This is a genomic window from Klebsiella sp. CN_Kp066 (assembly GCF_040065135.1).
In the GTDB taxonomy this organism is placed as follows: Bacteria; Pseudomonadota; Gammaproteobacteria; order Enterobacterales; family Enterobacteriaceae; genus Klebsiella; species Klebsiella oxytoca.
Genome location: NZ_JBEAIU010000031.1, coordinates 1 through 26153, shown reverse-complemented (window position 1 = coordinate 26153; position 26153 = coordinate 1). Strand labels below are relative to the sequence as shown.

General features: G+C 52.1%; 26 protein-coding genes. 11 read left to right on the top strand and 15 right to left on the bottom strand.

The window, feature by feature from the left end:
• Positions 1-59: 59 nt before the first annotated feature.
• Complete coding sequence (locus tag ABLV75_RS10740; protein WP_004103079.1) at positions 60-818, bottom strand: YdiY family protein; 759 nt, start codon at positions 816-818, stop codon at positions 60-62.
• A 286-nt stretch (positions 819-1104) separates the two neighbouring features.
• Here ABLV75_RS10740 and pfkB point away from each other — a divergent pair, with 286 nt between their 5' ends.
• The 3 genes from pfkB (at position 1105) to ABLV75_RS10725 (ending at position 3391) form a co-directional block, all read left to right on the top strand.
• Positions 1105-2034: a 6-phosphofructokinase II gene (gene pfkB / locus ABLV75_RS10735; RefSeq protein ID WP_004103081.1), complete on the top strand. Its 930-nt coding sequence runs from the start codon at positions 1105-1107 to the stop codon at positions 2032-2034.
• Positions 2035-2127: 93 nt separating this feature from the next.
• Entirely contained in the window at positions 2128-2412 is a 285-nt protein-coding gene (gene ghoS, locus ABLV75_RS10730; RefSeq protein WP_004103083.1) for a type V toxin-antitoxin system endoribonuclease antitoxin GhoS, read from the top strand.
• 106 nt (positions 2413-2518) lie between these two features.
• Positions 2519-3391 carry a fructosamine kinase family protein gene (locus ABLV75_RS10725; RefSeq protein ID WP_004103085.1) on the top strand — a complete coding sequence of 291 codons (873 nt, stop codon included), beginning with the start codon at positions 2519-2521 and terminating at the stop codon, positions 3389-3391.
• 19 nt (positions 3392-3410) lie between these two features.
• Here the strand turns inward: ABLV75_RS10725 and tonB are convergent, their stop codons facing one another.
• On the bottom strand, positions 3411-4148 hold the full coding sequence (gene tonB / locus ABLV75_RS10720; RefSeq protein ID WP_016808819.1) for a TonB system transport protein TonB: 738 nt from the start codon (positions 4146-4148) through the stop codon (positions 3411-3413).
• A 211-nt stretch (positions 4149-4359) separates the two neighbouring features.
• Between tonB and ABLV75_RS10715 the strand changes: the two genes are divergently transcribed.
• Positions 4360-4656, top strand: coding sequence for a YciI family protein (locus ABLV75_RS10715; RefSeq protein WP_004103089.1), 297 nt, complete (start codon positions 4360-4362; stop codon positions 4654-4656).
• A gap of 206 nt (positions 4657-4862) precedes the next feature.
• Here the strand turns inward: ABLV75_RS10715 and ABLV75_RS10710 are convergent, their stop codons facing one another.
• Both ABLV75_RS10710 and ABLV75_RS10705 read right to left on the bottom strand, forming a co-directional pair.
• Positions 4863-5963: an NADH:flavin oxidoreductase/NADH oxidase gene (locus tag ABLV75_RS10710; RefSeq protein ID WP_004103091.1), complete on the bottom strand. Its 1101-nt coding sequence runs from the start codon at positions 5961-5963 to the stop codon at positions 4863-4865.
• Positions 5964-6254: 291 nt separating this feature from the next.
• Entirely contained in the window at positions 6255-6428 is a 174-nt protein-coding gene (locus tag ABLV75_RS10705; protein ID WP_004103093.1) for a YciY family protein, read from the bottom strand.
• Between the two features lie 143 nt (positions 6429-6571).
• Here ABLV75_RS10705 and cls point away from each other — a divergent pair, with 143 nt between their 5' ends.
• Positions 6572-8032, top strand: a complete 1461-nt coding sequence (gene cls, locus ABLV75_RS10700) for a cardiolipin synthase (protein WP_004103095.1) — start codon at positions 6572-6574, stop codon at positions 8030-8032.
• 34 nt (positions 8033-8066) lie between these two features.
• Positions 8067-8396: an HI1450 family dsDNA-mimic protein gene (locus tag ABLV75_RS10695; protein WP_004103097.1), complete on the top strand. Its 330-nt coding sequence runs from the start codon at positions 8067-8069 to the stop codon at positions 8394-8396.
• A 68-nt stretch (positions 8397-8464) separates the two neighbouring features.
• Here the strand turns inward: ABLV75_RS10695 and ABLV75_RS10690 are convergent, their stop codons facing one another.
• The 7 genes from ABLV75_RS10690 to ABLV75_RS10660 all read right to left on the bottom strand — a co-directional run bounded on the left by ABLV75_RS10690 (position 8465) and on the right by ABLV75_RS10660 (position 16333).
• Positions 8465-9301: an ion transporter gene (locus tag ABLV75_RS10690; RefSeq protein WP_004103099.1), complete on the bottom strand. Its 837-nt coding sequence runs from the start codon at positions 9299-9301 to the stop codon at positions 8465-8467.
• A 45-nt stretch (positions 9302-9346) separates the two neighbouring features.
• Positions 9347-10351, bottom strand: a complete 1005-nt coding sequence (oppF, locus tag ABLV75_RS10685) for a murein tripeptide/oligopeptide ABC transporter ATP-binding protein OppF (RefSeq protein WP_004103101.1) — start codon at positions 10349-10351, stop codon at positions 9347-9349.
• Positions 10348-11361 carry an ABC transporter ATP-binding protein gene (locus ABLV75_RS10680; RefSeq protein WP_004103103.1) on the bottom strand — a complete coding sequence of 338 codons (1014 nt, stop codon included), beginning with the start codon at positions 11359-11361 and terminating at the stop codon, positions 10348-10350. Before ABLV75_RS10680 ends, oppF begins: the two co-directional genes overlap by 4 nt.
• 11 nt (positions 11362-11372) lie before the next feature.
• Complete coding sequence (gene oppC / locus ABLV75_RS10675; RefSeq protein ID WP_004103105.1) at positions 11373-12281, bottom strand: oligopeptide ABC transporter permease OppC; 909 nt, start codon at positions 12279-12281, stop codon at positions 11373-11375.
• Between the two features lie 14 nt (positions 12282-12295).
• Positions 12296-13216, bottom strand: coding sequence for an oligopeptide ABC transporter permease OppB (gene oppB / locus ABLV75_RS10670; protein WP_004103106.1), 921 nt, complete (start codon positions 13214-13216; stop codon positions 12296-12298).
• An 88-nt stretch (positions 13217-13304) separates the two neighbouring features.
• On the bottom strand, positions 13305-14936 hold the full coding sequence (gene oppA / locus ABLV75_RS10665) for an oligopeptide ABC transporter substrate-binding protein OppA (RefSeq protein ID WP_004103108.1): 1632 nt from the start codon (positions 14934-14936) through the stop codon (positions 13305-13307).
• Positions 14937-15685: 749 nt separating this feature from the next.
• Positions 15686-16333 carry a YchE family NAAT transporter gene (locus tag ABLV75_RS10660; RefSeq protein ID WP_024274364.1) on the bottom strand — a complete coding sequence of 216 codons (648 nt, stop codon included), beginning with the start codon at positions 16331-16333 and terminating at the stop codon, positions 15686-15688.
• A 477-nt stretch (positions 16334-16810) separates the two neighbouring features.
• Between ABLV75_RS10660 and adhE the strand changes: the two genes are divergently transcribed.
• Positions 16811-19486, top strand: a complete 2676-nt coding sequence (gene adhE, locus ABLV75_RS10655) for a bifunctional acetaldehyde-CoA/alcohol dehydrogenase (protein WP_004103112.1) — start codon at positions 16811-16813, stop codon at positions 19484-19486.
• 178 nt (positions 19487-19664) lie between these two features.
• On the opposite strand, the gene tdk is transcribed toward adhE, so the two are convergent.
• On the bottom strand, positions 19665-20282 hold the full coding sequence (gene tdk / locus ABLV75_RS10650) for a thymidine kinase (protein ID WP_016808826.1): 618 nt from the start codon (positions 20280-20282) through the stop codon (positions 19665-19667).
• 144 nt (positions 20283-20426) lie between these two features.
• On the opposite strand from tdk, the gene ABLV75_RS10645 reads away from it, so the two are divergent.
• Both ABLV75_RS10645 and hns read left to right on the top strand, forming a co-directional pair.
• Positions 20427-20747 carry a hypothetical protein gene (locus ABLV75_RS10645; protein ID WP_017145681.1) on the top strand — a complete coding sequence of 107 codons (321 nt, stop codon included), beginning with the start codon at positions 20427-20429 and terminating at the stop codon, positions 20745-20747.
• Between the two features lie 93 nt (positions 20748-20840).
• A complete protein-coding gene (gene hns, locus ABLV75_RS10640; protein ID WP_004103116.1) occupies positions 20841-21248 on the top strand; it encodes a histone-like nucleoid-structuring protein H-NS in 408 nt (135 codons plus the stop codon).
• A 133-nt stretch (positions 21249-21381) separates the two neighbouring features.
• Here hns and galU read toward each other — a convergent pair whose 3' ends face one another.
• From galU to rssA, 3 genes are all read right to left on the bottom strand, one after another.
• Positions 21382-22284 (bottom strand): UTP--glucose-1-phosphate uridylyltransferase GalU, encoded by a 903-nt coding sequence (gene galU, locus ABLV75_RS10635; RefSeq protein WP_004103117.1) that lies wholly within the window; start codon positions 22282-22284, stop codon positions 21382-21384.
• A gap of 197 nt (positions 22285-22481) precedes the next feature.
• Positions 22482-23495, bottom strand: a complete 1014-nt coding sequence (gene rssB / locus ABLV75_RS10630; RefSeq protein ID WP_004103118.1) for a two-component system response regulator RssB — start codon at positions 23493-23495, stop codon at positions 22482-22484.
• 89 nt (positions 23496-23584) lie between these two features.
• Entirely contained in the window at positions 23585-24484 is a 900-nt protein-coding gene (gene rssA / locus ABLV75_RS10625; RefSeq protein ID WP_004103119.1) for a patatin-like phospholipase RssA, read from the bottom strand.
• A 112-nt stretch (positions 24485-24596) separates the two neighbouring features.
• On the opposite strand from rssA, the gene ABLV75_RS10620 reads away from it, so the two are divergent.
• Together ABLV75_RS10620 and purU are read left to right on the top strand one after the other, a co-directional pair.
• Positions 24597-25055 carry a YchJ family protein gene (locus ABLV75_RS10620; protein WP_004103120.1) on the top strand — a complete coding sequence of 153 codons (459 nt, stop codon included), beginning with the start codon at positions 24597-24599 and terminating at the stop codon, positions 25053-25055.
• A gap of 42 nt (positions 25056-25097) precedes the next feature.
• Positions 25098-25940 carry a formyltetrahydrofolate deformylase gene (gene purU / locus ABLV75_RS10615; protein WP_004103121.1) on the top strand — a complete coding sequence of 281 codons (843 nt, stop codon included), beginning with the start codon at positions 25098-25100 and terminating at the stop codon, positions 25938-25940.
• Positions 25941-26153 lie beyond the last annotated feature (213 nt).

Below are 26153 nucleotides of genomic sequence, written 5' to 3'. Positions count from 1 at the left end.
ATAATGCCACTTTATGCCAAATTTAAAACAAACAGGCCGGAATATCCGGCCTGAAAATATTACATTTTATATCCGAGCGATAGCGTTGTACGACGATCGGTGTGTTCCGGCGCCGAGGATGGCGGTTCCGAGTTCCACGTCAGGTTATAGGCCACTTTGAGCGCAAAATGCGCATTGATCGCCACATTCAATGCACTTTCCGAGTTCAGCGTCGTATCTTCAGCGCCGAATACCGAAACGCCCTGGGTAAATCGGGCGTTATCGGTCATCTGCCAGGCATAAGTGCCGGAAGCGTAGCCCAGAGGCTGGGTATCGTTATCTCCATCGGTATACTCGTCGTAACGCACGCCGGGACCGAATTCGAAACGCAGGCTGTGTACCGGACCATTCATGATCTGCCGACCATAACCCGCGGTGAACACATCACGCTGCTGATAGCCATTGTAACGATCGGTCAGCCAGCTGGCCTGGCCAAAGATATAGTTCTGATCGGTCAGGTTATACCGGCTACGTCCACCCAACGCGTACTTTTCCGAAGAGCGCTGATCGTTTGACGATGTATTGCTGGCATTTCCCCACAGCGACCATGCAGTCGTATTGCCATACCAGGTCAACGTGGAGTCTGCGGTCATTGAGGAACTTTTCGTATTGCCGGACTGCGCCAGATAGCCGGCGTTAACAGTTCCTTCGAAAGGTTTTTTGGCAGAAGAAGGGTCATCCATGACAGTAAAAACGGAATCATCGGCCATTGCGCATGCAGACGCAAAGAGCCCCCCCGCCAGCATTGCCGCTGCGGGTACTGTCTTCAAAAGCTTCATTTAATTTTAAGTCCGTACAACCTATAAGGAGACCAGGAGGGTCCCGGAAACTTTCGCGAGGATCGCAGATTGCCGCTCCAGGAAAGGGAGTAAATTATAAAAAAGCACGATTAACTTAGCAATCAATTACTCTTTCGTTTTTTGTATAAGACCCTTCTTAAAACAATTTTTATTTCATAAAGATAAAAGCCAGGCCCGGCGAAAATCACTTGCGGCTTTCCCTCACCTCCTTTAAGTGCCATGCTTAAAATCAGAGCAGCTAAATTCGTATTATGGAGGAAACCGGATGACCAAAATCTATACGCTCACGTTAGCCCCCTCGCTCGACAGCGCCACGCAAACCCCGCAAATTTACCCGGAAGGCAAGCTACGCTGTAGCGCCCCCGTATTTGAACCCGGAGGCGGCGGTATTAACGTGGCGCGAGCCATCACGTTTCTTGGCGGCAGCGCCACCGCTATCTTTCCCGTCGGCGGCGCAACGGGTGAACATCTGACCGCGCTGCTGACGGATGAGCATGTTCCCGTCGATACGGTAGAAACCCATGACTGGACGCGACAGAATCTTCACGTTCACGTGAACGCCAGCGGCGAACAGTATCGTTTCGTGATGCCGGGCGCGGCGTTAACCAAAGAAGAGCTTCATCTTCTGGAGCAAAAAGTTCTCGCCATTGCTCCAGGCTCGTTGCTGGTGATTAGCGGAAGCCTGCCGCCGGGCATCAGCGTCGAAAACCTGACGCAGCTGGTCAAAAACGCTCAGCAGCATGGCCTGCGCTGTATTGTTGATAGTTCCGGCGACGCGCTTGCCGCCGCGCTTGATGTCGGCAATATCGAGCTGGTTAAGCCGAACCAGAAAGAGCTCAGCGCGCTGGTACAGCGGGACCTGAGCCAACCGGATGATGTGCGTCTTGCCGCGCAGGAGCTTATTCGGTCAGGCAAAGTCCAGCGCGTTGTCGTCTCTTTGGGCGCACAGGGGGCGCTGGGTGTTGATATAAATGGAAGTGTCCAGGTCGTACCGCCGCCGATGAAAAGCCAGAGCACCGTCGGCGCCGGCGATAGCATGGTCGGCGCCATGACGTTAAGGCTGGCGGAAAATGCCTCACTTGAAGATATGGTTCGCTTTGGGGTGGCGGCGGGTAGCGCGGCAACGATAAATCAGGGCACCCGCCTTTGCTCGCTGGAAAATACGCAAAAAATCTACGACTACCTGCGCGGTTGATTACGCCTCACTCCCTCTGTCTTTACAGGGGGAGTCGCCAAATCAACATGATGGTCTATGCTAAAAAAGCCATGGATAACAATGGGGTGAAAAATGAGTAGCGAAATTACTGCCTGGGTGGTCACGGTTCGTTTTCACGAAGAGACGTTAACGGAAATTAATGAGCTTAGTAATCACCTGACTCGCGCCGGATTTACCCTGGTTTTAAACGATGATGAAGGCAACCCCCACGAGTTGGGAACCAACGTTTTTGGTCTGCTTTCCATGCAGAATGCCGAAGAGGTCAAAGCCTTGAGCGCGGGTTTAGCCGAAACTGCGCTGGGAAGAACCGTCGACGTTACCGTTGCCACATTCAGCGAGTGGTTAAAAGCTCAATAAGTGCGATTGACGCGACAGAAAACGTTCAGTTGTGCGTCAGTTCGAATTTTGCGCCTGGGTTATGCGCTAACCTTATGAAAAGTTGGCAAACATGGGGAGAGACGGCATGTGGCAAGCGATCGGCAAATTATTAAGCGATTTGCATACCGAAGCAGCTGAAATCGAACTGCGCAACGAACTACCCGGCGGCGAGATCCACGCGGCCTGGCATTTACGCTTCGGCGGCCGGGATTACTTCGTAAAGTGCGACGAACGTGAGCTTTTACCCATCTTCACGGCCGAGGCAGACCAGCTTGAGCTACTGTCACGCAGCAAAACCGTGAACGTACCGCAGGTTTTTGCCGTAGGCAGCGACCGGGATTACAGCTTTCTGGTGATGGAATACCTCCCTCCTCGCCCGCTGGATGCGCACAGCGCTTTCCTGTTAGGCCAGCAAATCGCCCATTTACACCAATGGAGCGACCAACCGCAGTTTGGTCTGGATTTTGACAACGATCTTTCCACAACGCCTCAGCCGAACGCCTGGCAACGTCGCTGGTCTACGTTCTTCGCCGAACAACGCATAGGCTGGCAGCTGGAGCTGGCCGCCGAGAAAGGTCTGCATTTTGGCGATATCGATAGTCTTGTCGATACCGTCCAGCAGCGGTTGAGCAATCATCAACCGCAGCCGTCGCTGCTTCACGGCGATTTATGGTCCGGTAACTGCGCGCTCGGGCCTGACGGGCCATACATTTTCGACCCGGCCTGCTACTGGGGCGATCGCGAGTGCGATCTGGCGATGCTGCCGCTGCATCCGGAACAGCCGCCGCAAATCTACGATGGCTATCAATCCGTTTCGCCGCTGCCGTCCGGTTTTCTCGAGCGGCAGCCAATTTACCAGCTCTATACGCTGCTGAATCGGGCTATCCTGTTTGGCGGCCAGCACCTGGTGACGGCGCAAAAAGCGCTTGATGACGTCTTAATGGAAAAGGCCCCGTAAGGGGCCTTGTTTCTGCGGGTTAGTTAATTTGAACGCCTTTCATGCGGAACTGAATAGTCATGGTAATACCGGTCCCCGGTTTACCCGGCTCATAGCGCCATTTGCGTAAGGCGCTTTTCACTTCACGTTCAAACATATTGGCTGGCTGGGCCGAAAGGATCTGCACGTTATCCACGCGCCCATCCGCTGTCACGTCAAACTTAACCCGTACGCTTCCTTCAATCCGCAGCGCCTGGGCACGTGCCGGATAGGTCGGCTCTCCGCGGCTTAACGCCCGCGGTCCCGAAGGCGCCGTGACGGTTGGTTTAGCGGTAGCGGTTGAAGTGCTCGGCGCGGTACGCGCTGGCGCCGTATTTGCATTTTCAAAAGGCGAGGCCGGGCGCGTCTCCGCCGGTTTTACATCCCGCTTCGGTTGCTCAACTTTTTTTTCCGGCTTTGGTTTAGGCTTTGGCTTCGGTTTAGGCTTCGGTTTATGGATAACCACCGGCGCCTCTTTTGGCGGTTCCGGAAGCGCTTCCGGCTCAGGCTCGGGTTCCGGTTCAACAACGGGTTCTACGACCGGCTGCGCCGCCTGAGGCGGTTCCAGATCTGCCGGGGCTACCATAGTGATCTCAATGGGTTGCGATGGCGAAGGCCGTTCAATAACCTGATGTACCGAAGTATAGAGCAACGCCGCGACAACACCGCCGTGGATAACCACGGACAGTAGCGTAGGCCACGGAAAGCGGCGAGGTAAATCAAAGGTCATTGCGCTCATAGTCGTTTCTGTTGAAAAATGATGTCCCGATTTTAAATGCAAATAGCAATCATATTCAACTAGGGTTGTTGGCTTGTATCAAAATTTGCCCTGTTTTCTGACAAAAAGCCTCCGGAGCATGGCATTCTGAGGATCGTCAGCATCTTTGCATTGCAGTCAACGACGGTTTCACTTAACGTGATTCGCCAATTTATTGATAAGGAGCCATGCCGTGCTTTACGTTATCTACGCTGAAGATATCGCCGACTCTCTGGAAAAACGGACGTCGGTACGTCCCGCCCACCTGGCGCGTTTGCAATTATTACATGATGAAGGTCGTTTACTGACCGCAGGCCCAATGCCTGCCGTAGACAGTAATGAACCCGGCGCGGCGGGCTTTACCGGCTCAACGGTCATTGCGGAATTTGAATCACTGGAAGCGGCGCAATCATGGGCCAATGACGATCCCTATATTGCCGCAGGGGTTTATCAGAAAGTGTCGGTCAAACCGTATAAGAAAGTCTTTTAGAATCTAAAATTTTTAAGCAATAAGAGTGCGTTAAAAGTTTTATCTATGGCGATCGTTCATGAGAGGACGCTTCCGTGTCCGCGAGTACGCAATGGTCGCCATCCTTATTTCCCTTCACCTTCTCGATTCCAGCAGTCGCTGTAAGCAACGTCATGATGATAACCGTTGCCGGCGGCGCATCAGCACCGCCGACTTGCTGTTGTTGATTAGCTATTGGAGTGCAGCGTGCCTTTGAGACCATGTGGTTCCGAGCGAAGATATTGTGGCGGAACGCTCACATGGGCTCCCAGAGCGGCAGCTGCCTGCCAGGGCCAGTGCGGATTGTAGAGCGCCGCGCGGGCAATGGCGATGAGATCGGCGTCGCCATGGCTTAACGCATCTTCCGCCTGCTGGGGTTCCGTCACTAAGCCCACCCCAATCACCGGGATATTCACCCTCTCCCGGATTTCACGGGCGAACGGCAGCTGATAGCCCGGGCCAACCTGAATCGCCTGATGAGGCGACAATCCACCGCTGGAAACATGAATATAGTCGCAGCCGAGAGCCTCAAGCTTCTGGCTGAAGAGAATTGATTGTGCATTATCCCAGCCGCCATCAACCCAATCGGTCGCAGAAAGTCGCACTCCCACCGCGATGTCCTGACCGACAGCCTCGCGAATGGCCTGAAAGACTTCGAGCGGGAAACGCAAGCGGTTCTCCAGAGACCCGCCATACTCGTCGGTGCGCTGGTTACTGAGCGGAGAAAGGAACTGATGAAGCAGGTAACCATGAGCAGCATGCATTTCAATCAACTCGATACCCATCCGCTCAGCGCGTCTGGCGCTGTCTGCGAATGCCTGCTTGATGCGTTTCATCTGGTCCTGAGTAAGCTCAACCGGAGGACGATCGCCCTCGCCATAGGCCAGCGCTGATGGCGCAACCGCGTCCCACCCGCCAGCATCATGTGCCAGCTGTTGTCCCCCCAGCCAGGGGGCTGCGGAAGATGCTTTTCTTCCGGCATGGCCCAGTTGGATGCCGATGGGGATTGAAGAGTACTGGCGTATATCTTTCAGTACGGCGTGTAATGCGGCTTCCGTTTCGTCATCCCATAAGCCCATATCAGCCGGGGTGATTCGCCCTGCTGGCTCGACAGCGCTGGCTTCGATAATCAGTAAACCTGCGCCGGAAAAAGCCAGTTGTCCAAGATGGATACGATGCCATGCCGTCGCCTTGCCATTGTCGGCGGAATACTGACACATTGGAGCAATGACAATGCGATTCTCAAGTTCCAGCTTACCGATTCGCACCGGACTAAAAAGTTGACTCATAGATACCTCTCAATAATAGAAGCCTTACGGACATTATAAGTAGCATGTGTTGATGCATGGTACTTCCCGTTTTTTGCGTTTATACGCGTTGAGCCAGCCTTATGAGCCGGGAAAAGGTGTTGTGGCGATGAGCCTTCCTGCCAGCATTCGGCTAATGCAAACAATAACCCAGGATCCGGTGCGAAAAAGGGTTTCGCTGGCTAAAGAAAGAGGGTGTCAATATAAGAGTATGCTCACAACGAAACGCGGATAAAACAGAGGCACCGCGAACGGTGCCTTTTGTTTCGACTCTCAAAACTCAGAGAAGGTGAACAGCAGAGAGTGACGTTGCCGTTTAACCAGCTCCTTTCTGATGGAGAGGATGCGCATATTGCGACGCGATTGGCCTTCCAGCCAGCGTGCTTTACGGCGACTCACCTGTCTAAGCATGCGCCAGCGCCCTACTTCCGTTCTACTACGCTTCATTGCAACTACTCTACGAGTGAAAACAGCCTGCATTATAGACCGATGAATCGGGCTAACCAACGCTTTCGCTGCGTTTTTATTTGCCAGATGGATGCTGATGCGTAAACTCATGTCATCAAGTCATTCAAAAGGATTTTTCATCTATGACAACCTTTTACACGGTGGTGAACTGGCTGGTTATACTCGGTTACTGGCTACTTATCGCCGGTGTAACATTACGGATATTAATGAAAAGACGCGCGGTACCGTCAGCGATGGCGTGGCTGCTGATCATTTATATCCTTCCGCTGGTAGGGATTATCGCCTATCTCTCATTTGGCGAACTGCACCTGGGTAAACGTCGCGCCGAGCGCGCGCGGGCCATGTGGCCATCGACGGCTAAGTGGTTGAAGGATCTTAAGGCCTGCAAGCATATCTTTGCCGAAGATAATAGCCCGGTCGCAGAATCCTTGTTCAAGCTCTGCGAACGTCGTCAGGGAATTGGTGGCGTTAAAGGCAACCAGCTACAGCTGCTTACCGAATCCGATGACGTCATGCAGGCGCTGATTCGCGATATTCAGCTCGCTCGTCATAATATCGAGATGGTGTTCTATATCTGGCAGCCCGGTGGCATGGCCGATAAAGTCGCAGAGTCATTAATGGCGGCAGCGCGGCGCGGCGTGCACTGCCGGCTGATGCTGGACTCCGCGGGGAGCGTGGCTTTCTTTCGCAGCCCCTGGGCCGCCATGATGCGTAATGCCGGAATTGAAGTCGTCGAAGCGCTGAAGGTTAACCTGATGCGCGTCTTTCTGCGCCGCATGGACCTGCGTCAGCACCGCAAAATGGTCATGATCGATAACTATATTGCCTATACCGGCAGTATGAATCTGGTCGATCCGCGTTTCTTTAAGCAGGACTCCGGCGTAGGCCAGTGGATCGATCTGATGGCGCGAATGGAAGGTCCGGTCGCGACAGCCATGGGCATTGTCTACTCCTGCGACTGGGAGATTGAAACCGGAAAACGTATTTTGCCCCCGCCGCCGGACGCGAACATTATGCCGTTTGAAGAGGCCAGCGGGCATACGATTCACACCATTGCCTCGGGCCCGGGATTCCCGGAAGACCTGATTCATCAGGCTCTGCTGACTGCCGCCTATGCAGCCAAAGAGCATTTGATCATGACGACACCTTATTTTGTGCCCAGCGACGATCTACTGCACGCCATCTGCACTGCCGCCCAGCGCGGCGTTGACGTCAGCATTATTTTGCCGCGCAAGAACGACTCGCTGCTGGTCGGCTGGGCCAGCCGCGCTTTCTTTACCGAGCTGCTGGCTGCCGGGGTGAAAATCTATCAGTTTGAAGGCGGTCTGCTGCATACCAAGAGCGTGCTGGTTGATGGCGAACTTAGCCTCGTGGGTACCGTTAACCTCGATATGCGTAGCCTGTGGCTTAACTTCGAGATCACGCTGGTGATTGACGATGCCGGTTTCGGCAGCGATCTGGCCGCGGTGCAGGATGATTATATTTCCCGCTCGCGCCTGCTGGACGCCAGGCTGTGGTTAAAACGTCCGCTGTGGCAACGGATCGCCGAGCGACTGTTTTACTTCTTCAGTCCGTTGCTGTAAAACGTGCCAATCAGATGTTTAATGGGTAGCAATCATGGATATGGATTTAAACAACCGCCTGACCGAAGACGAAACGCTTGAACAGGCCTACGACATTTTCCTTGAACTGGCCGTCGATAACCTCGACCCGGCGGATGTCATTCTGTTCAACCTGCAGTTTGAAGAGCGCGGCGGCGCCGAGCTGTTTGACCCGGCACCGGACTGGGAAGAGCACGTGGATTTCGACCTCAATCCTGACTTCTTCGCTGAAGTGGTGATTGGCCTGGCCGATGAAGATGGCGGCGAAATTAACGATATTTTTGCACGCGTGCTGCTTTGCCGCGAGAAAGACCACAAGCTCTGCCATATCCTGTGGCGCGAATAAGCTCTTTCTTAAGCAAATAGCTAATAAAAGAAGAAGCCTGCCTGAGTGAATCAGCGCAGGCTTTTTATTTATTCCGGCAGTTCGCTGCCGCAAGCATTGCAGTAGCGAGCACCTTTTTCATGAGCGTGATGCTGACAGTGCGGACACTGGCGCTGCGTGCGGCGATTCTGAAAGGCGGCGGTCATATGGCTGGTAATTAAGCCGGTAGGGATCGCAATAATCGAGTAGCCAATTAAGATAAGTATGGATGCCAAAATGCGCCCCAGCGGCGTATGCGGCGTAATATCGCCATACCCTACCGTAGTTATCGTCACTATCGCCCAGTAAACCGACGCATTTAGCGTAGTAAAACCGTATCGCGGCCCCTCAACCAGATACATCAGGGAGCCAAAGATCACCATCACAATGGCAATAAAAGAATAGAACAGGATCAGCTGGTGGCGTGCGCTGACGATTGCGGACCAGAAAATATTCAGCGACGGCATAAAGCGCAGTAGCTTAAGGATGCGCAATGCCCGGATGGCGCGCATCGCCCGCCAGGCAAACACGTACTCAATACTGATCTCGGGCCATAGCCACATAACATAAAGCGGTAAAATGGTGGCCAGGTCAATAATTCCCCAGAAGCTGAAAATATACTTTAGCGGATTCGGCCAGCTGATAATGCGCAGAAAATACTCAAAAGTAAAAACCGCCGTGACGATAAGTTCGAGCCAGACGAAAATATGCCATTCGTCTAATGTCAGATGATATTGCGTACCGAGCCCGGACTCGATAAATATCACCAGCACGCTGAGCAGGGCAAATATGCCGCAAAGTCCCTCAAAATGACGACCGGAACGGCGATTTTGATCGAAGAGTAAATGATACAGCCGCAGACGAGCGGCATGAATATGAAAAGCCACGTAAACCTCGCTAATAAAAGGGCTGACTTACGTCAGCCCCAGAGATTATAACGGGTCTACCTTCAGGCAGGAAACCGCATGGCGGAAACTGCCCTCCAGCACCGGTCGCGTTTTTGCGCACTCCGGCCCGGCGATGGGGCATCTGGTACGGAATACGCATCCCGACGGCGGATTAATCGGCGATGGCAGCTCCCCTTCCAGCAGCTGGATCGTTTTATTCTTTTCCTTATCGGGGTCCGGCACCGGCACCGCCGACATCAACGCTTTGGTATAGGGGTGCAGCGGATTATGGTACACCTCATCGTAGGTGCCCAGCTCCACGGCATGACCAAGATACATCACCAGCACGCGGTCGGAAATATGCTTTACGACCGCCAAATCGTGGGCGATGAAAATCAGCGACAGCCCCATTTCCCGCTGCAGCTGCTGCAGCAGGTTAACCACCTGTGCCTGAATCGACACGTCCAGCGCGGAGACCGGCTCATCGCAGATAATGAGCTTCGGTTCAAGAATTAGCGCGCGCGCAATACCGATACGCTGACACTGGCCGCCGGAGAATTCATGCGGATAGCGGTTAATCAGGTTCGGCAGCAGGCCCACTTTCATCATCATCGCCTTCACGCGGTCGCGAACTTCCTGGCGCGGCATTTTTGGATGATAGGTGCGCAGCGGCTCGGCAATAATTTCCCCGATCGTCATGCGCGGATTGAGCGACGCCAGCGGATCCTGAAAGATCATCTGAATATCGCTACGCACGTCGCGCCACTCTTCGGCCTTCATGCCCAGTAAATCTTTGCCCAACCAGGCGACTTTACCGTCGGTGGCTTTCACCAGACCAATGATCGCGCGCGCAAACGTCGACTTTCCGCAGCCTGACTCCCCGACCACGCCCAGGGTTTCCCCTTCATACAGACGCAGCGTCACGCCATCTACCGCTTTCAGCGTTTTTGACGGCTGCCAGAACCACTGTTTTCCATCTTTAATATCAAAGTGCACCTTCAAATCGGCGATTTCGAGCAGGACTTTTCTTTGTTCCGTTACGGCGTTCATAGCAAATCCCCCACCGGTTGAAAGCAGGCGCGCAGGCGGCCAGGTGCAAACTCCTCCAGAGGCGGAGCGCTATTGCAAATCTCCATCGCATGCGGGCAACGCGGCTGGAATGGACAGCCCTTAGGCAGACGCAGCAGGTTCGGCGGGTTACCGGGAATCGTCAGCAGGGCATCGCCTTCCGCATCCAGCCTCGGTACTGCGTTGAGCAGTCCGATGGAATACGGATGCGAGGGTTGGTAAAAGACGTCGCGCGCCTCGCCATACTCCATGGTACGCCCGGCATACATCACCAGCACCTTGTCGCAGATGCCGGCGACAACGCCCAGGTCGTGGGTAATCATGATGATTGCGGTATTAAATTCGCGCTTAAGCTCATTGAGAAGCGTCATGATTTGCGCCTGTACGGTCACGTCCAGCGCCGTGGTCGGTTCATCGGCGATCAGCAGCTTGGGCCGGCACAGCAGCGCCATCGCAATCATCACGCGCTGGCGCATCCCGCCGGAAAACTCGTGTGGGTACATTTTCATCCGCTTGCGCGCTTCCGGCATTTTGACTGCATCCAGCATTTTCACCGACTCTTCAAACGCTTCGGCTTTACTCAGCGCTTTGTGCAGCATCAGAACTTCCATCAGTTGCTCGCCTACCCGCATATAGGGATTGAGCGAGGTCATCGGGTCCTGAAAAATCATGGAGATCTGCTCGGCGCGCAGCTTATTCAGTTCGCGCTCCGGGAGGTTAAGGATCTCCTTACCGTTAAAGGTCGCTGAACCCCCGATGCGACCGTTTGCCGCCAGCAGGCCCATCAGCGCAAAAGCGGTCTGCGACTTACCGGAACCGGACTCGCCCACGATGCCTAAGGTTTCCCCGGCCCGCAGATTGAAATTGAGATCGTTGACCGCGGTCACATCGCCATCGGGGGTACCAAAGGTGACGCGGAGATCTTTCACATCCAGAAGCAATCCGGATTGTTGGGCAGTCTGCGGCGTTTTCGCCGTTTCAATCGTACTCATGACGGCGCTCCTTAGCGGTCTTTCGGGTCGAGGGCATCACGCAGGCCATCGCCGATAAAGTTAAAACAAAACAGCGTAACTACCAGGAAACCGGCAGGAAACAGTAGCAGCCACGGCGACACTTCCATCGAGTTGGCGCCATCGCTGAGCAGCGCGCCCCAGCTGCTTAACGGCTCCTGGGTCCCCAGACCGAGGAAGCTTAAGAAGGATTCAAACAGAATCATGCTTGGGACCAGCAGTGAGGCATACACCACAACCACTCCAAGCACGTTAGGCACGATATGGCGGATAACGATATTGCGCGTTGAAACGCCGCCGACCTGCGCAGCCTCAATGAATTCTTTTCGCTTCAGGCTCAAGGTCTGACCGCGAACGATACGCGCCATATCCAGCCAGGAGACCATGCCTATAGCCACGAAAATCAGCAGGATATTCTGGCCAAAGAAGGTCACCAGCAGAATGACGAAGAACATAAACGGGAAGGAGTTGAGGATTTCCAGCAGGCGCATCATCACCGAATCCACTTTGCCGCCCAGATAGCCAGAAAGCGAACCGTAAAGCGTTCCCAGAATCACCGCCACCAGCGCAGCAGCAACGCCGACCATCAATGAGATACGCCCGCCGATAGCCACGCGCACCAGCAGATCGCGGCCGGAAGAGTCGGTACCAAAGTAGTGGCCGGACTCCATATCGGGCGCGCTGGACATCATGCCCCAGTCAGTATCGTAATAGGAGAACTGCGTTACCATCGGCGCGATGGTAACGAACAGCGCAATAATCACCAGCACAATCAGGCTGGCAACCGCGGCGCGGTTATGCATAAAGCGGCGGCGGGCATCCTGCCAGAGGCTACGCCCCTCGACTTCCAGTTTTTCACTGAAGTTTTCCAGCGCCTCGTTGTTTTTCTTACTTAACATCATGGCGAACCCCAGCGTCAGTAACGAATTTTCGGATCGATAACGGCATACAGCACGTCAACAATCGCGTTAAACAGAATGGTCAATGCGCCCACCAGAATGGTCAGGCTGAGCACCAGCGAGTAGTCGCGGTTCAGCGCGCCGTTGACGAACAGCTGACCGATTCCCGGCAGACCATAAATCGTTTCGATAACCATTGAGCCGGTGATAATACCGACGAAGGCGGGCCCCATATAGGAAAGTACCGGCAGCAGCGCAGGCTTTAAGGCATGGCGCAGAATAATACGGCGCATCGGCAAGCCTTTTGCCCTGGCGGTGCGGATGAAGTTAGAGTGCAAAACCTCGATCATCGAACCGCGGGTAATACGCGCGATACTGGCGATATAGGCTAACGACAGAGCGACCATCGGCAAAATCATATATTGCAGCGCCCCGCCGTTCCATCCCCCGCCCGGCAACCAGTGCAGCGTAATGGCGAATATCATGACCAGCAGTGGCGCCACCACGAAACTCGGTATCACGACTCCGGTCATTGCTATCCCCATCACGGCAAAATCCCATTTCGTATTTTGCTTCAATGCTGCAATAACCCCGGCCGTCACGCCGAGCACCACCGCCAGAAAAAACGCGGCAAAGCCTAATTTGGCTGATACCGGGAAGCTGGAGGCCACCAGATCGTTGACTGAATAATCTTTATATTTAAAAGAAGGACCGAAATCACCGTGCGCCAGCTGCTTCAGGTAGTTGAAGTACTGGGTCATGATGGGGTCGTTTAAATGGTATTTTGCTTCAATATTCGCCATGACTTCCGGCGGCAGCGTGCGTTCACCGGTAAAAGGGCTTCCCGGCGCAAGACGCATCATGAAGAAAGAGATAGTAATAAGAATAAATAGCGTCGGAATCGCTTCCAGACAGCGACGTAAGATAAATTTTAACATTGCCCGTACCTTCTGGCGTGTGCCTTCAATAGTGCGATGAAATAAGACACCGTGAGGCAGGCAATGATGCCTGCCTCACGTATTGCCATTAGTGCTTCACAATGTACATATTTCTTGTGTAAGTATTATCCAGCGGATCTTTACCGGTATACCCACCTACCCACGGCTTAACCAAACGGGCGTTAACATAATAGAAGACCGGTACAATGACGGAGTCTTTATCCAGCTGCTGCTCGGATTGTGCATAGAGATCCGCGCGCTTTGCTTCATCGCTGGTTTTCAGCGCTTCGGCAATAATCTTGTCGAAAGCCGGGCTCTTATAATGCGAAGTGTTGTTTGAGCTGTCGCTCAGCATGGTATTCAGGAAGGAAGTGGGTTCGTTGTAGTCCGCGCACCAGCCGGCGCGTGCGACATCGAAGGTACCCTGATGGCGATTATCGAGGAAGGTTTTCCATTCCTGATTTTCCAGCTTCACGTTGACACCCAGATTTTTCTTCCAGATCGAAGCCACGGCGATAGCCAGTTTTTTGTGCAGATCGGAAGTGTTATAGAGAAGATTGAAAGTCAGCGGCTTGTCAGCAGAATAGCCGGCTTCGGTCAGCAGTTTTTTCGCTTCTTCATTACGTTTTTCCTGTGACCACTTGAACCACTCAGGTTCGATGAGCTTCATGCCATCGGTATACGGCGGCGTATAGCTATAGGCTGGCAGGTCGCCCTGGTTTTTCACTTTATTGACAATAATGTCGCGGTCCAGCGCCATCTTCAGCGCGGTACGCACGCGAACATCGGTAAACGGCGCTTTCTGGTTATTGATTTCGTAGTAATAAGTACACAGATACGGATCGACGTGAACTTCTTGCGGGATCTCTTTTTTCAGTTTCTGGAACAGTTCGATCGGCATATTGTTATAGGTCATATCGATTTCGCCGCTGCGGTAGCGGTTGACGTCGGTGACTTCAGAAGCGATCGGCAAAAAGGTAACCTGATTAATAACGGTTTTGCCGTTATCCCAGTAGTTAGCATTACGTTCCAGTACAATACGTTCGTTCACTACCCAGTCTTTTAATTTATACGCGCCGTTGCTGACGATATTGGCCGGCTGGGTCCATTTGTCACCAAATTTCTCAATAGCGGCTTTAGGAACTGGAGAAACGGATGGGTGCACGAGAAGTTTGTAGAAATAAGGTACCGGTTCGCTAAGGGTCACTTCGAAGGTATGATCGTCCAGCGCTTTGACGCCCAGATCGGTTGCTGGCTTTTTCCCGGCGATGATGTCGTCAACGTTGGCCAGGTGACCGTACTGTAAATAACTTGCATAAGGCGAGGCTGTTTTCGGATCCGCCAGACGCTGCCAGCTATAAACAAAATCTTGCGCGGTAACCGGCGAACCGTCGGACCACTTAGCATCTTTACGCAGATGGAAGGTCCAGACTTTAAAATCTTTGTTGTCCCATTTTTCCGCCACACCCGCCACCGGATGGCCATCAAGGTCGCTTACCAACAGCCCTTCAAACAAATCGCGGCTAATATTGGACTCCGGCACGCCTTCAATTTTGTGCGGATCGAGAGACTGAACTTCGGAGCCGTTGTTACGTACCAGCGTTTGTTTATCCGCCAGCTGTACCCCTGCCGGTACATCTGCCGCCACCGCGGCGTTGATTGTCATTAATGCAGAGAGTACGCCTGCGGCTACCAGGCTTTTTTTCGTGATGATGGTCATGTGTTTGTTACTCCACTCATTATAATTACTGGCTATTTAACCAGCCTGTTTTCTCTTTTCTGGATTCTGAACAGTGCAGGAGTTTATGCAGCTGCCAGCGAGTACTGCTTGCTATCACCGACTTATTTATTACGACCGCTCAAACGGCAGCCTTGACGTCGATTCTTACCCCCCTGTCCGGGGGCGATTTTAAGTCGCAATGAGCTATTTAATAAGAATTCTCATTTGCGCATGAATTCACTAAAGATCACGCCGGAAAGTACCAAAACGCTTTATTGTCCGCCAATGCAATTTGCAAATATGTTACCGGATTCTCTTTTGTCGCCAGATCATTGCGGTAGCCGAGTCAGCATCAGGCAGGGCAATGTTTAAAAAATTGTTATTTATCATGACGTTAAAATAAAATACTCGCATTGAATGCCAAATCTCAGTGAATCGATGAAATTTTGTACGAAAATTTAACATTCGCTTATTATTTAGCACATTCATCTGCTTCACGAGATAAATTACTAATATCATTTCGATTATCAGACGGCAAGCGCCAGAGAATGATGTGAAGAAAATAACAGTAGCGACTGTGGGTAAAACGGCAGGAAAGACGTAAATTACAGGGGTAATTAACTGAAAATAAATAACATTATCAGGCATTAAAAAAACGTATACCAGCCAGATAAATCACCATTTTTGATATGTTTTACTGATATTTAGCAAACGCGGGACAATGAGCCCCGCGCACAAAGCGATGCAGGTTAATTCACCAGCCCTGGAAACAGCGCCTTTATACCGGTCACGATAAACTCAATCCCGAGAGCCATCAGCAACAGTCCCATAATACGGGTAATTACGTTGATACCGGTTTGACCAAGTAAACGAACCAGCCAGGGGGCCATACGGAAAATGCCCCAGCAGCACAGCGCAAAAAGCGCGATAGCGACGGAAAAGCCAACAAAGTGGGCGACACTGTGATAGCGCGTTCCCCAGACAATAGTCGAACTGATGGCCCCGGGACCGGCCATCAGGGGCAGCGCCAGCGGCACCACGCCAATACTCTCGCGAATGGCCGTTTCTGATTTTTCTTGCTTGTTCTGTTTATCCTCGCCCAGCTTGCCGCTAATCATCGACATGGCAATGGTGACGACCAGAATCCCGCCGGCAATGCGGAAAGAATCAATGGAAATGCCGAAGACCTGCAGAATTGCATCGCCCAAAAACAGCGACGTGAGCAGGATAATGGCGACGGACAGGTTGGCGGTCAGGTTGGTTTTGTTGCGTACGGCCGCCGTCTGGTAGCTGGTCATACTAATGAACACCGGGATAATGCCAACCGGGTTTACCAGCGCAAATAACCCAATAAAAAATTTAAAGTAGGCTGAAAAATCGAACAACGACTGAATCACAGGGCGCTCCGCAGCATCATAAAAATGGCTGTTGACAGTTACCAGCATAAAATATCCGCGAGAAGATACGCTGTTTGATAGCATAATTCATCTCTATTCATCTGGAAGTACATAATAAGGCTGGAATGTTATTTATTTGTTTATGCAATGCTATTTAGTCATTTAATTAGCATACCGTATCATTACACTTGAGCAAATTGGTCAAAAAATGACCTGCTGAAAGGTATCAGCTTTGCCGATTATTGATTTAGATCACATAATTTGTACTCAGAAGTGAGTAACCTTGTTTACACACAGAGAGGAGGCACAACAGCGGTACCTGAAAGAAAAAACAAAAGCTTTTTTAGTCAATCGGTGAAGTCAGAAGCACAAAATTCTTTACGTTAACATTTAAATGCAAGCAGTTAACACACTGTCTATACTGTCGAATCGAGCTACTGATTCACTAAAAAAGTTTAACATTATCAGGAGAGCATTATGGCTGTTACTAATGTCGCTGAACTTAACGCACTCGTAGAGCGCGTAAAAAAAGCCCAGCGTGAATATGCCAGTTTCACTCAAGAACAAGTAGACAAAATCTTCCGCGCCGCCGCTCTGGCCGCTGCAGATGCTCGAATCCCTCTCGCTAAGATGGCCGTTGCCGAATCCGGCATGGGCATCGTCGAAGATAAAGTGATCAAAAACCACTTTGCTTCCGAATACATCTATAACGCCTATAAAGATGAAAAGACCTGCGGCGTCCTGTCTGAAGATGACACCTTTGGTACTATTACAATCGCTGAACCGATTGGTATCATCTGCGGTATCGTCCCGACTACTAACCCGACTTCAACCGCTATCTTTAAATCTCTGATTAGCCTGAAGACTCGTAACGCCATCATCTTCTCGCCGCATCCGCGTGCTAAAGATGCAACCAATAAAGCAGCTGATATCGTACTGCAGGCGGCTATCGCTGCCGGCGCGCCGAAAGATCTGATTGGTTGGATTGACCAGCCTTCCGTAGAACTGTCCAATGCGCTGATGCATCACCCGGATATCAACCTGATCCTCGCTACCGGCGGTCCGGGCATGGTTAAAGCAGCGTACAGCTCTGGTAAACCGGCAATCGGCGTAGGCGCGGGTAACACTCCCGTTGTTATCGACGAAACGGCTGATATCAAACGCGCCGTCGCATCCGTACTGATGTCTAAAACCTTCGATAACGGCGTTATTTGTGCTTCCGAGCAGTCCGTAGTCGTTGTAGATTCCGTATACGACGCCGTTCGCGAACGTTTCTCCAGCCACGGCGGCTACCTGCTGCAGGGCCAGGAGCTGAAAGCGGTTCAGAATATCATTCTGAAAAATGGCGCGCTGAACGCCGCTATCGTTGGTCAACCTGCGTATAAAATCGCTGAGCTGGCAGGCTTCACCGTTCCTGTGTCCACCAAGATTCTGATTGGTGAAGTCACCGACGTTGATGAAAGCGAGCCGTTTGCCCACGAAAAACTGTCCCCGACGCTGGCGATGTATCGTGCGAAGAACTTCGAAGACGCGGTTGATAAAGCGGAAAAACTGGTTGCTATGGGCGGTATCGGCCACACTTCCTGCCTGTATACCGACCAGGATAACCAGCCAGAACGCGTTGCTTACTTCGGTCAGTTGATGAAAACCGCACGTATCCTGATCAACACCCCGGCTTCTCAGGGTGGTATCGGTGACCTGTATAACTTCAAACTCGCACCTTCCCTGACTCTGGGTTGTGGTTCATGGGGTGGTAACTCCATCTCGGAAAACGTTGGTCCTAAGCACCTGATCAACAAGAAAACCGTTGCTAAGCGAGCTGAAAACATGTTGTGGCACAAACTTCCGAAATCTATCTACTTCCGTCGTGGCTCACTGCCAATCGCGCTGGATGAAGTGATTACTGATGGTCACAAACGCGCGCTGATCGTCACCGACCGTTTCCTGTTTAACAACGGCTACGCAGACCAGATCACTTCCGTACTGAAAGCGGCCGGCGTTGAAACAGAAGTTTTCTTTGAAGTGGAAGCTGACCCGACTCTGACCATCGTCCGTAAAGGCGCTGAGCTGGCGAACTCTTTCAAACCGGACGTAATTATCGCCCTGGGCGGCGGTTCCCCGATGGACGCGGCGAAAATCATGTGGGTCATGTACGAACATCCGGAAACCCACTTCGAAGAGCTGGCGCTGCGCTTTATGGATATCCGTAAGCGTATCTACAAGTTCCCGAAAATGGGCGTTAAAGCCAAAATGGTGGCGATCACCACCACATCTGGCACCGGCTCTGAAGTCACGCCGTTCGCCGTTGTTACCGATGATGCAACCGGGCAGAAATACCCGCTGGCTGACTATGCCCTGACTCCGGATATGGCGATTGTTGATGCTAACCTGGTCATGGAAATGCCGAAATCCCTGTGTGCTTTCGGTGGTCTGGATGCGGTGACCCATGCGCTGGAAGCTTACGTTTCCGTACTGGCTTCCGAGTTCTCCGACGGCCAGGCGCTGCAGGCGCTGAAGCTGCTGAAAGAAAACCTGCCGGCGTCTTACCATGAAGGTTCTAAGAACCCGGTAGCGCGTGAGCGCGTACACAGTGCTGCAACAATCGCCGGTATTGCGTTTGCTAACGCCTTCCTGGGTGTATGTCACTCCATGGCGCACAAACTGGGTTCTCAGTTCCACATTCCTCACGGTCTGGCGAACGCCCTGTTGATCAGCAACGTTATCCGCTATAACGCCAACGACAACCCGACCAAACAGACGGCATTCAGCCAGTACGACCGTCCGCAGGCCCGTCGTCGCTATGCGGAAATCGCTGACCACCTGGGTCTGACTGCACCGGGTGACCGCACCGCAGCGAAAATCGAAAAACTGCTTGGCTGGCTGGAAGAAATTAAAGCTGAACTGGGTATTCCTAAGTCTATCCGCGAAGCTGGCGTGCAGGAAGCTGACTTCCTGGCCCACGTTGATAAGCTGTCTGAAGACGCATTCGATGACCAGTGCACCGGCGCCAACCCGCGCTATCCGCTGATTGCCGAGCTGAAACAGATTCTGCTGGATACCTACTACGGTCGCCATTACGTCGAAGGCGGCGTGGAAGAGAAGAAAGAAGCCGCGCCGGGTAAAGCTGAGAAAAAAGCGAAGAAATCCGCTTAATCTCACAGTAGTCAAGAACGTTAATACCAGCCCCATCTTATGATGGGGCTTTTTTTATCTCCCCCGTTCAGCGGCCCACATAAGGTCTCAGACGGCCGAAATGTATAATCAAGGGTTCAGGGTTGAGTAATAAAAAAAGGCGCTATATAAGCGCCTGAGAGGGTCTCACGGGAAGGTATTAGCAGGTGTGCTGCCTGTTCTGCACAAAGCTTAAAGAACCGACGCTCAACGCCTCCTTATAATGCTTGCGGCAGACGGACACATAGCGTTCATTACCGCCAATCACTACCTGTTCCCCCTCATTGTACGGCCGCCCCTCCTGGTCGAGGCGCAAAACCATGCTCGCTTTACGACCGCAGAAACAGATAGTTTTTAATTCAACCAGCTTATCTGACCACGCCAGCAAATATTGACTGCCGGTAAAAAGTTCACCGCGAAAATCAGTACGCAGTCCATAGCACAGCACGGGAATATCCAGCTGGTCTACGACTTCAGACAGCTCATGCACCTGTTCGCGCGTCAAAAACTGGCTCTCATCAACTAATACGCAGTGAATCGGCTGACGTCTATGTTCGTCGGCAATGTCGGTAAATAACGCTGTCTGCGTATTATACAACCGCGCCGGCGAGGAGAGGCCAATCCTTGAACTCACTTTCCCTGAACCAAAGCGATCGTCAATCTCTGCGGTATAAACCAGAGTACGCATCCCTCGCTCCTGGTAATTGTATGAAGACTGCAACAGAGCGGTAGACTTGCCTGCATTCATTGCTGAATAGTAGAAATAAAGTTGTGCCATCGGCCGCGTAACCCCAATCAATGTGTTTTTTCGCAGCAAAATTGTATCATATATTCACTCACTATCAGCCCTCACCGTGTGGGTATTGCCGGGAATGTTCGGTCAACGAATGCCTGATAGATTAAGCATCTTAATTGAAGGGGAATGCCTGCTATTCGTGCGCCAACAGCGGTCCGCTCTCACATCGCTATTGCGCTTTTGTGCTTACCAGGCATTTTTCTGATAGCTATAACCGCGCTGGACAAGTGTTTTATATTAAACATCATCGCCGCTGCTGCGCTAATACTGACAATGATATTTATCCATGCAAAGTATAATTTTTCTCATCGCGCAACAGAAAAAGCATACTATCTCAGGGTTTTAGCTTATGTTTTCCACCGCGCTATAAGCAGGAAAGATGTGAACCCGCACATAAAATTTAAGTTAAATGAATTAATTCCCGAGACAAATAACAAGTTATTTTGACTTCCTTACATTCTCCCCTATTGCACATCTGAATTTATCGCTCTATTATTAGACCAACAAACCACCCCACAATATAAGTTTGAGATTACTACAATGAGCGAAGCACTTAAAATTCTGAACAACATCCGTACTCTTCGTGCACAGGCAAGAGAATGCACCCTTGAAACGCTCGAAGAAATGCTGGAAAAATTAGAAGTTGTCGTTAACGAACGTCGTGAAGAAGAAAGCGCTGCGGCTGCGGAAATTGAAGAACGCACTCGTAAACTGCAGCAATATCGTGAAATGCTGATTGCTGACGGTATTGATCCTAATGAACTGCTGAGCACTATGGCTGCAGTTAAAGCGGGAACTAAAACCAAGCGCGCTGCACGTCCGGCTAAATACAGCTACGTTGACGAAAATGGCGAAACTAAAACCTGGACTGGTCAGGGTCGTACTCCGGCAGTGATCAAGAAAGCGATGGATGAGCAAGGTAAAACGCTGGACGATTTCCTGCTGTAATATGCCCGCGCATCCGTTTAAAAATCCCGCTTCGGCGGGATTTTTTTTATCCGCTAATCGGACCTGTGCCCTGCGGACATAAAAAAACCGGGAAACGAATCTCGCTCCCGGTCGTGCATTGTGTAGCGATCAATTACTTCGCGATGGCTTTTTCCAGCCAGGATTTAAATTCAGCGCCCAGCGACTTATGGCGCACGCCATATTCAACGAAGGCCTGCATATAGCCCAGCTTATTACCGCAGTCGTGGCTTTTGCCTTTCATATGATAGGCTTCAACGGTCTCTTTTTCGATCAGCATATCGATGGCATCGGTCAGCTGAATTTCGTCACCGGCTCCCGGAGGCGTTTTTGCCAGCAGCGGCCAGATATCGGCGCTCAGCACATAGCGACCTACAACTGCCAGGTTAGACGGCGCTACGTCCGCTTTCGGTTTCTCAACAACGCCGACCATCGGTACGCTCTCACCCGGCTGCAGGGACTGGCCCTTGCAATCGACAACGCCGTACGCGGTCACGTCAGCAACCGGCTCAACCATAATCTGGCTGGCTCCGGTCTCGTCAAAACGAGCGATCATTTCCGCCAGGTTATCGCGGGACAGATCGGATTCATATTCGTCAAGAATAACGTCCGGTAGAATAACCGCGACCGGCTCATTGCCGACAACCGGATGCGCACACAGCACAGCATGGCCCAGACCTTTAGCCAGCCCCTGACGCACCTGCATAATAGTCACGTGCGGCGGACAAATAGATTGCACTTCTTCCAGCAGCTGGCGTTTTACACGTTTTTCCAGCATGGCTTCCAGTTCAAAACTGGTATCGAAATGGTTTTCGATGGAGTTTTTAGAAGAGTGCGTCACCAGAACAATTTCTGTAATCCCGGCGGCGATACATTCGTTAACAACATATTGAATTAATGGCTTATCTACCAGCGGCAGCATTTCTTTCGGAATAGCCTTAGTAGCGGGCAACATCCTGGTGCCTAATCCCGCAACCGGGATGACAGCTTTTCTTACTTTTGAATTAAGCGCAGCCATTGAAATCTCCTGGACTGTTCGTTTTTTAAACTTCTCGTTAATAATATGGTATCGAGTATATCAGCCTGTTCAGTTGAACCTGTTCCGAAAAGGATTAGATATCTCCGAATTAGGAATTTTACGCATTAAACCCGGCGATAGTACCACCACAAAAGATCGCGTGGTAATCCCACTTGGGTAAAAATAAGCGCAATTGTTCACTCCGCAGACAACATAAGGCGTAAACGTCCCCCGGCCCCCCAAATTTGGCACTGCCATGATGCGCAGCGTTGACTAATTTGGTTGAGATAGGCATTACCCAGGGTACCTAACGGAACGCCATTGCTAATCTGAATTTGGTGTTCCCCCGTATTCAACGTGCCATTCAAACCCGCGGAAACCAAAATTAAATTTTTCAAGCCGCTATGGTAATACCCTACCAATAATGGAAATTGCCCCGGCAGGTTAGCCTGACGCAGTAATTGATTGACCTGTTTAAGCAGGCTCCCCATCTCCGGTAAACGCTGTCCCTGATGAGCGAGCTGCTCCTGCAGCAGGCCATTGAAAAGGGCGCGCAGTAATAAAGCAGCAAGAACCCCATTATCACCCGCTCGCGTGACGTCCAGACAATAAAACGCCAGATCGTTTTCTGATAGCGGCGCAATGTCGAGCACGAGACCGGGCTTATCGACGGAGACAAGCTGCCTATAGTGAATACGGCAGTTCGACATCTCCTGCTGGACCGGGGGCTGAAGCTCCTGTAGCAGCCTTGACGCCGCGGAGGGATCGCTGACCAGCGCGTCCCAATCCTCAAACAGGCGTTCCTCCTCTTCGACACGAGAATTAAACATGTTGGGGTAGAGGCAGGCGTACACGGTTTCTCGCAGGCGATCGAAATCTTTTACCGGTTTAAGAAGAATGTCCTGCACGCCAAGGCGCAGCGCTTTGGCGATATCCGCCATATTTTCCGTCGCTGAAATCATCAGAATCGGCAGCTGCTCGCCCTGATTGCGCACATGCTCCACCAGCTGCAGGCCGTTCATTCGCGGCATGGAAATATCGCATATCATCAAATCGGGTTTTGACTCGGCCATTTTTTGAAGTGCATCCACGCCATCTTCCGCCTGGACGATGGTCGCGCCCAGCGAAGCTAACCAGGTGTGCATAAGTGAGCGGAAAACGGGTTCGTCTTCAACTATCAGAATCTGTTTTCCCGCCAATGGCTGCGTCATGATCTCTCCCCTGACTGACGATAAGTTAATAGTGGCACGCGATTCACGCTACCGCCTGTCAGAATTTACTTAAGTATGCATCAAATGCGCTACACGGAGGTACGCACTAAAGGTAATAGTTCATCCATTCTCTTTTCCACTGCCAGATGTCCGGCAGCGATAGCTTCGCCGGCACGGTGGAAATCCAGCGTGGAGATTTGCGGGCAAAAGGGCTGAATCAGGATATCCGGCGGGTCGCCCGCCATACGGTTTCGCTTAAGACGATTTTCCAGAACCTGAATGGAAGTCGACATGATCTCCATTGCCGTCGGCGCTACCGTCGCCCGACGTGAGGTCATACGCGCCAGGCGGGAGCGCAGCCGTGAATGCCACGAAAAATCTTCTTCGGCCTCCGGACGCGGCACCTCCATGGATAATAAATCCTGCTGCATCAGATGCGCGTCGTGCTGCAAATCAACGGCAATAACGATATCCGCGCCCATTGCCCGAGCCAGGGATACCGGAACGGGATTAACCACCGCGCCATCCACTAGCCAGTAACCATTATGCATGACCGGCGACATCAGACCAGGCATACTGCACGAGGCACGAATCGCCAGATGCAGATCCCCTTCCGTAAACCACAGTTCACGTCCGGTACTTAAATTGGTGGTAACGGCCGCAAAACGACGCTCGCAGCGTTCAATCTCGGTGACCGGTAGCAGTTTACGATATTGGCTAAATACCCGTTCGCCCCGCAGCAAGCCCCCTCGCTGCCAGGAGAGATCCATTAATTTCAGGACGTCCCAGTTGCTAAAAGAGCATACCCATTTCTCCAGCGCCGGAAGGCGGTTGCAGGCGTAAGCTGCCCCCACCAGCGAGCCAATAGAGCACCCTGCGATGACATCAACATCAATGCCCGCACGCTGTAATGCATTAATCACACCGATATGCGACCACCCGCGGGCGGCTCCTGCCCCTAGCGCCAGACCGATCTTGAGCTTTCTCATTCTTACCGAAACATATCCTTCCACTCCGGGCATGGCATCATCGCCATACCTCAGTTAACATATTGCGCTTTGGCGGCGTAGCGCCGTCTTTCTTTATCCCATGGAGGCCGTTTTGTCGCCATTATGCCCCTGCGGCAGCGCTCTGGAGTATAGCGCATGTTGTCAGCGTTATCTGGCTGGCACGCAGCTTGCGCCAGATCCGTCACAGCTGATGCGTTCCCGCTATAGCGCATTTGTTATGCAGGACGCCGACTATCTGATTAAAACCTGGCACCCCTCCTGTCAGGCGCAACAGTTTCGCGCGGACCTGGAGAACGGGTTTAAGCAAACTCAATGGCTGGGTCTCACCGTCTTTGCTGCCGATGAAGGCAGAAGTCCCGATGAAGGCTACGTCAGCTTTATCGCGCGTTTCACTGACAATAACCGCTCCGGCGCCATTATTGAACGATCCAGATTCTTAAAAGAAAACGGACAGTGGTACTATATTGACGGAATGCGACCGCTGATCGGTCGTAACGACCCCTGCCCTTGCGGTTCAGGTAAAAAATTTAAAAAATGCTGCGGCCAGTAAGCCAGCAGCAGGAATAGCAAACACTACAGGATTTTCCCCGCGATGCATTCACTACAACGTAAAGTACTACGCACCATTTGCCCTGATCAGAAAGGCCTCATCGCGCGTATCACGAATATCTGCTATAAGCACGAGCTGAACATCGTGCAGAACAATGAGTTCGTTGACCACCGGACCGGCCGCTTCTTTATGCGTACCGAGCTCGAGGGTATTTTCAATGACTCCGTTCTCCTGGCTGACCTCGACAGCGCGCTGCCGGAAGGCTCGATTCGTGAGCTCAACCCAGCAGGCCGCCGCCGAGTCGTCATTCTGGTGACTAAAGAGGCGCACTGCCTCGGCGATCTGCTGATGAAAGCCAACTATGGCGGACTGGACGTAGAAATCGCCGCCGTCATCGGCAATCACGAAACCCTGCGCTCGCTGGTTGAACGCTTTGATATTCCCTTCCAGCTGGTGAGCCATGAGGGGCTAACCCGCGAAGAGCACGATAAGCAGATGGGTGATGCTATCGCCGCCCATGAACCGGATTACGTCGTGCTGGCGAAATACATGCGGGTGTTGACCCCCGAGTTTGTCTCCCGCTTCCCGAATAAGATTATCAATATTCACCACTCATTCCTGCCGGCGTTTATCGGCGCGCGTCCGTATCATCAGGCCTATGACCGCGGGGTGAAGATCATTGGCGCAACCGCCCACTACGTGAACGATAATCTGGATGAAGGCCCCATCATCATGCAGGACGTTATTCATGTCGATCACACCTACACCGCAGAAGATATGATGCGCGCTGGCCGCGACGTTGAGAAAAACGTTCTGAGCCGCGCATTGTACCAGGTGCTTGCACAGCGGGTGTTTGTTTACGGCAACCGAACGATTATTCTTTAATCGATAATGAAATTAACTGGTTAGCTTTACGGCTTTACGCGTAAAAATCAGGCAACCAGTTTATTTTTAGCAAACGAATACTTTACAGTGGCGCGTCATTTGATATGATGCGCCCCGCTTCCCGATAAGGAAGCAGGCCAGTATTAAGCATTACCCCGTGGTGGGGTTCCCGAGCGGCCAAAGGGAGCAGACTGTAAATCTGCCGTCATCGAC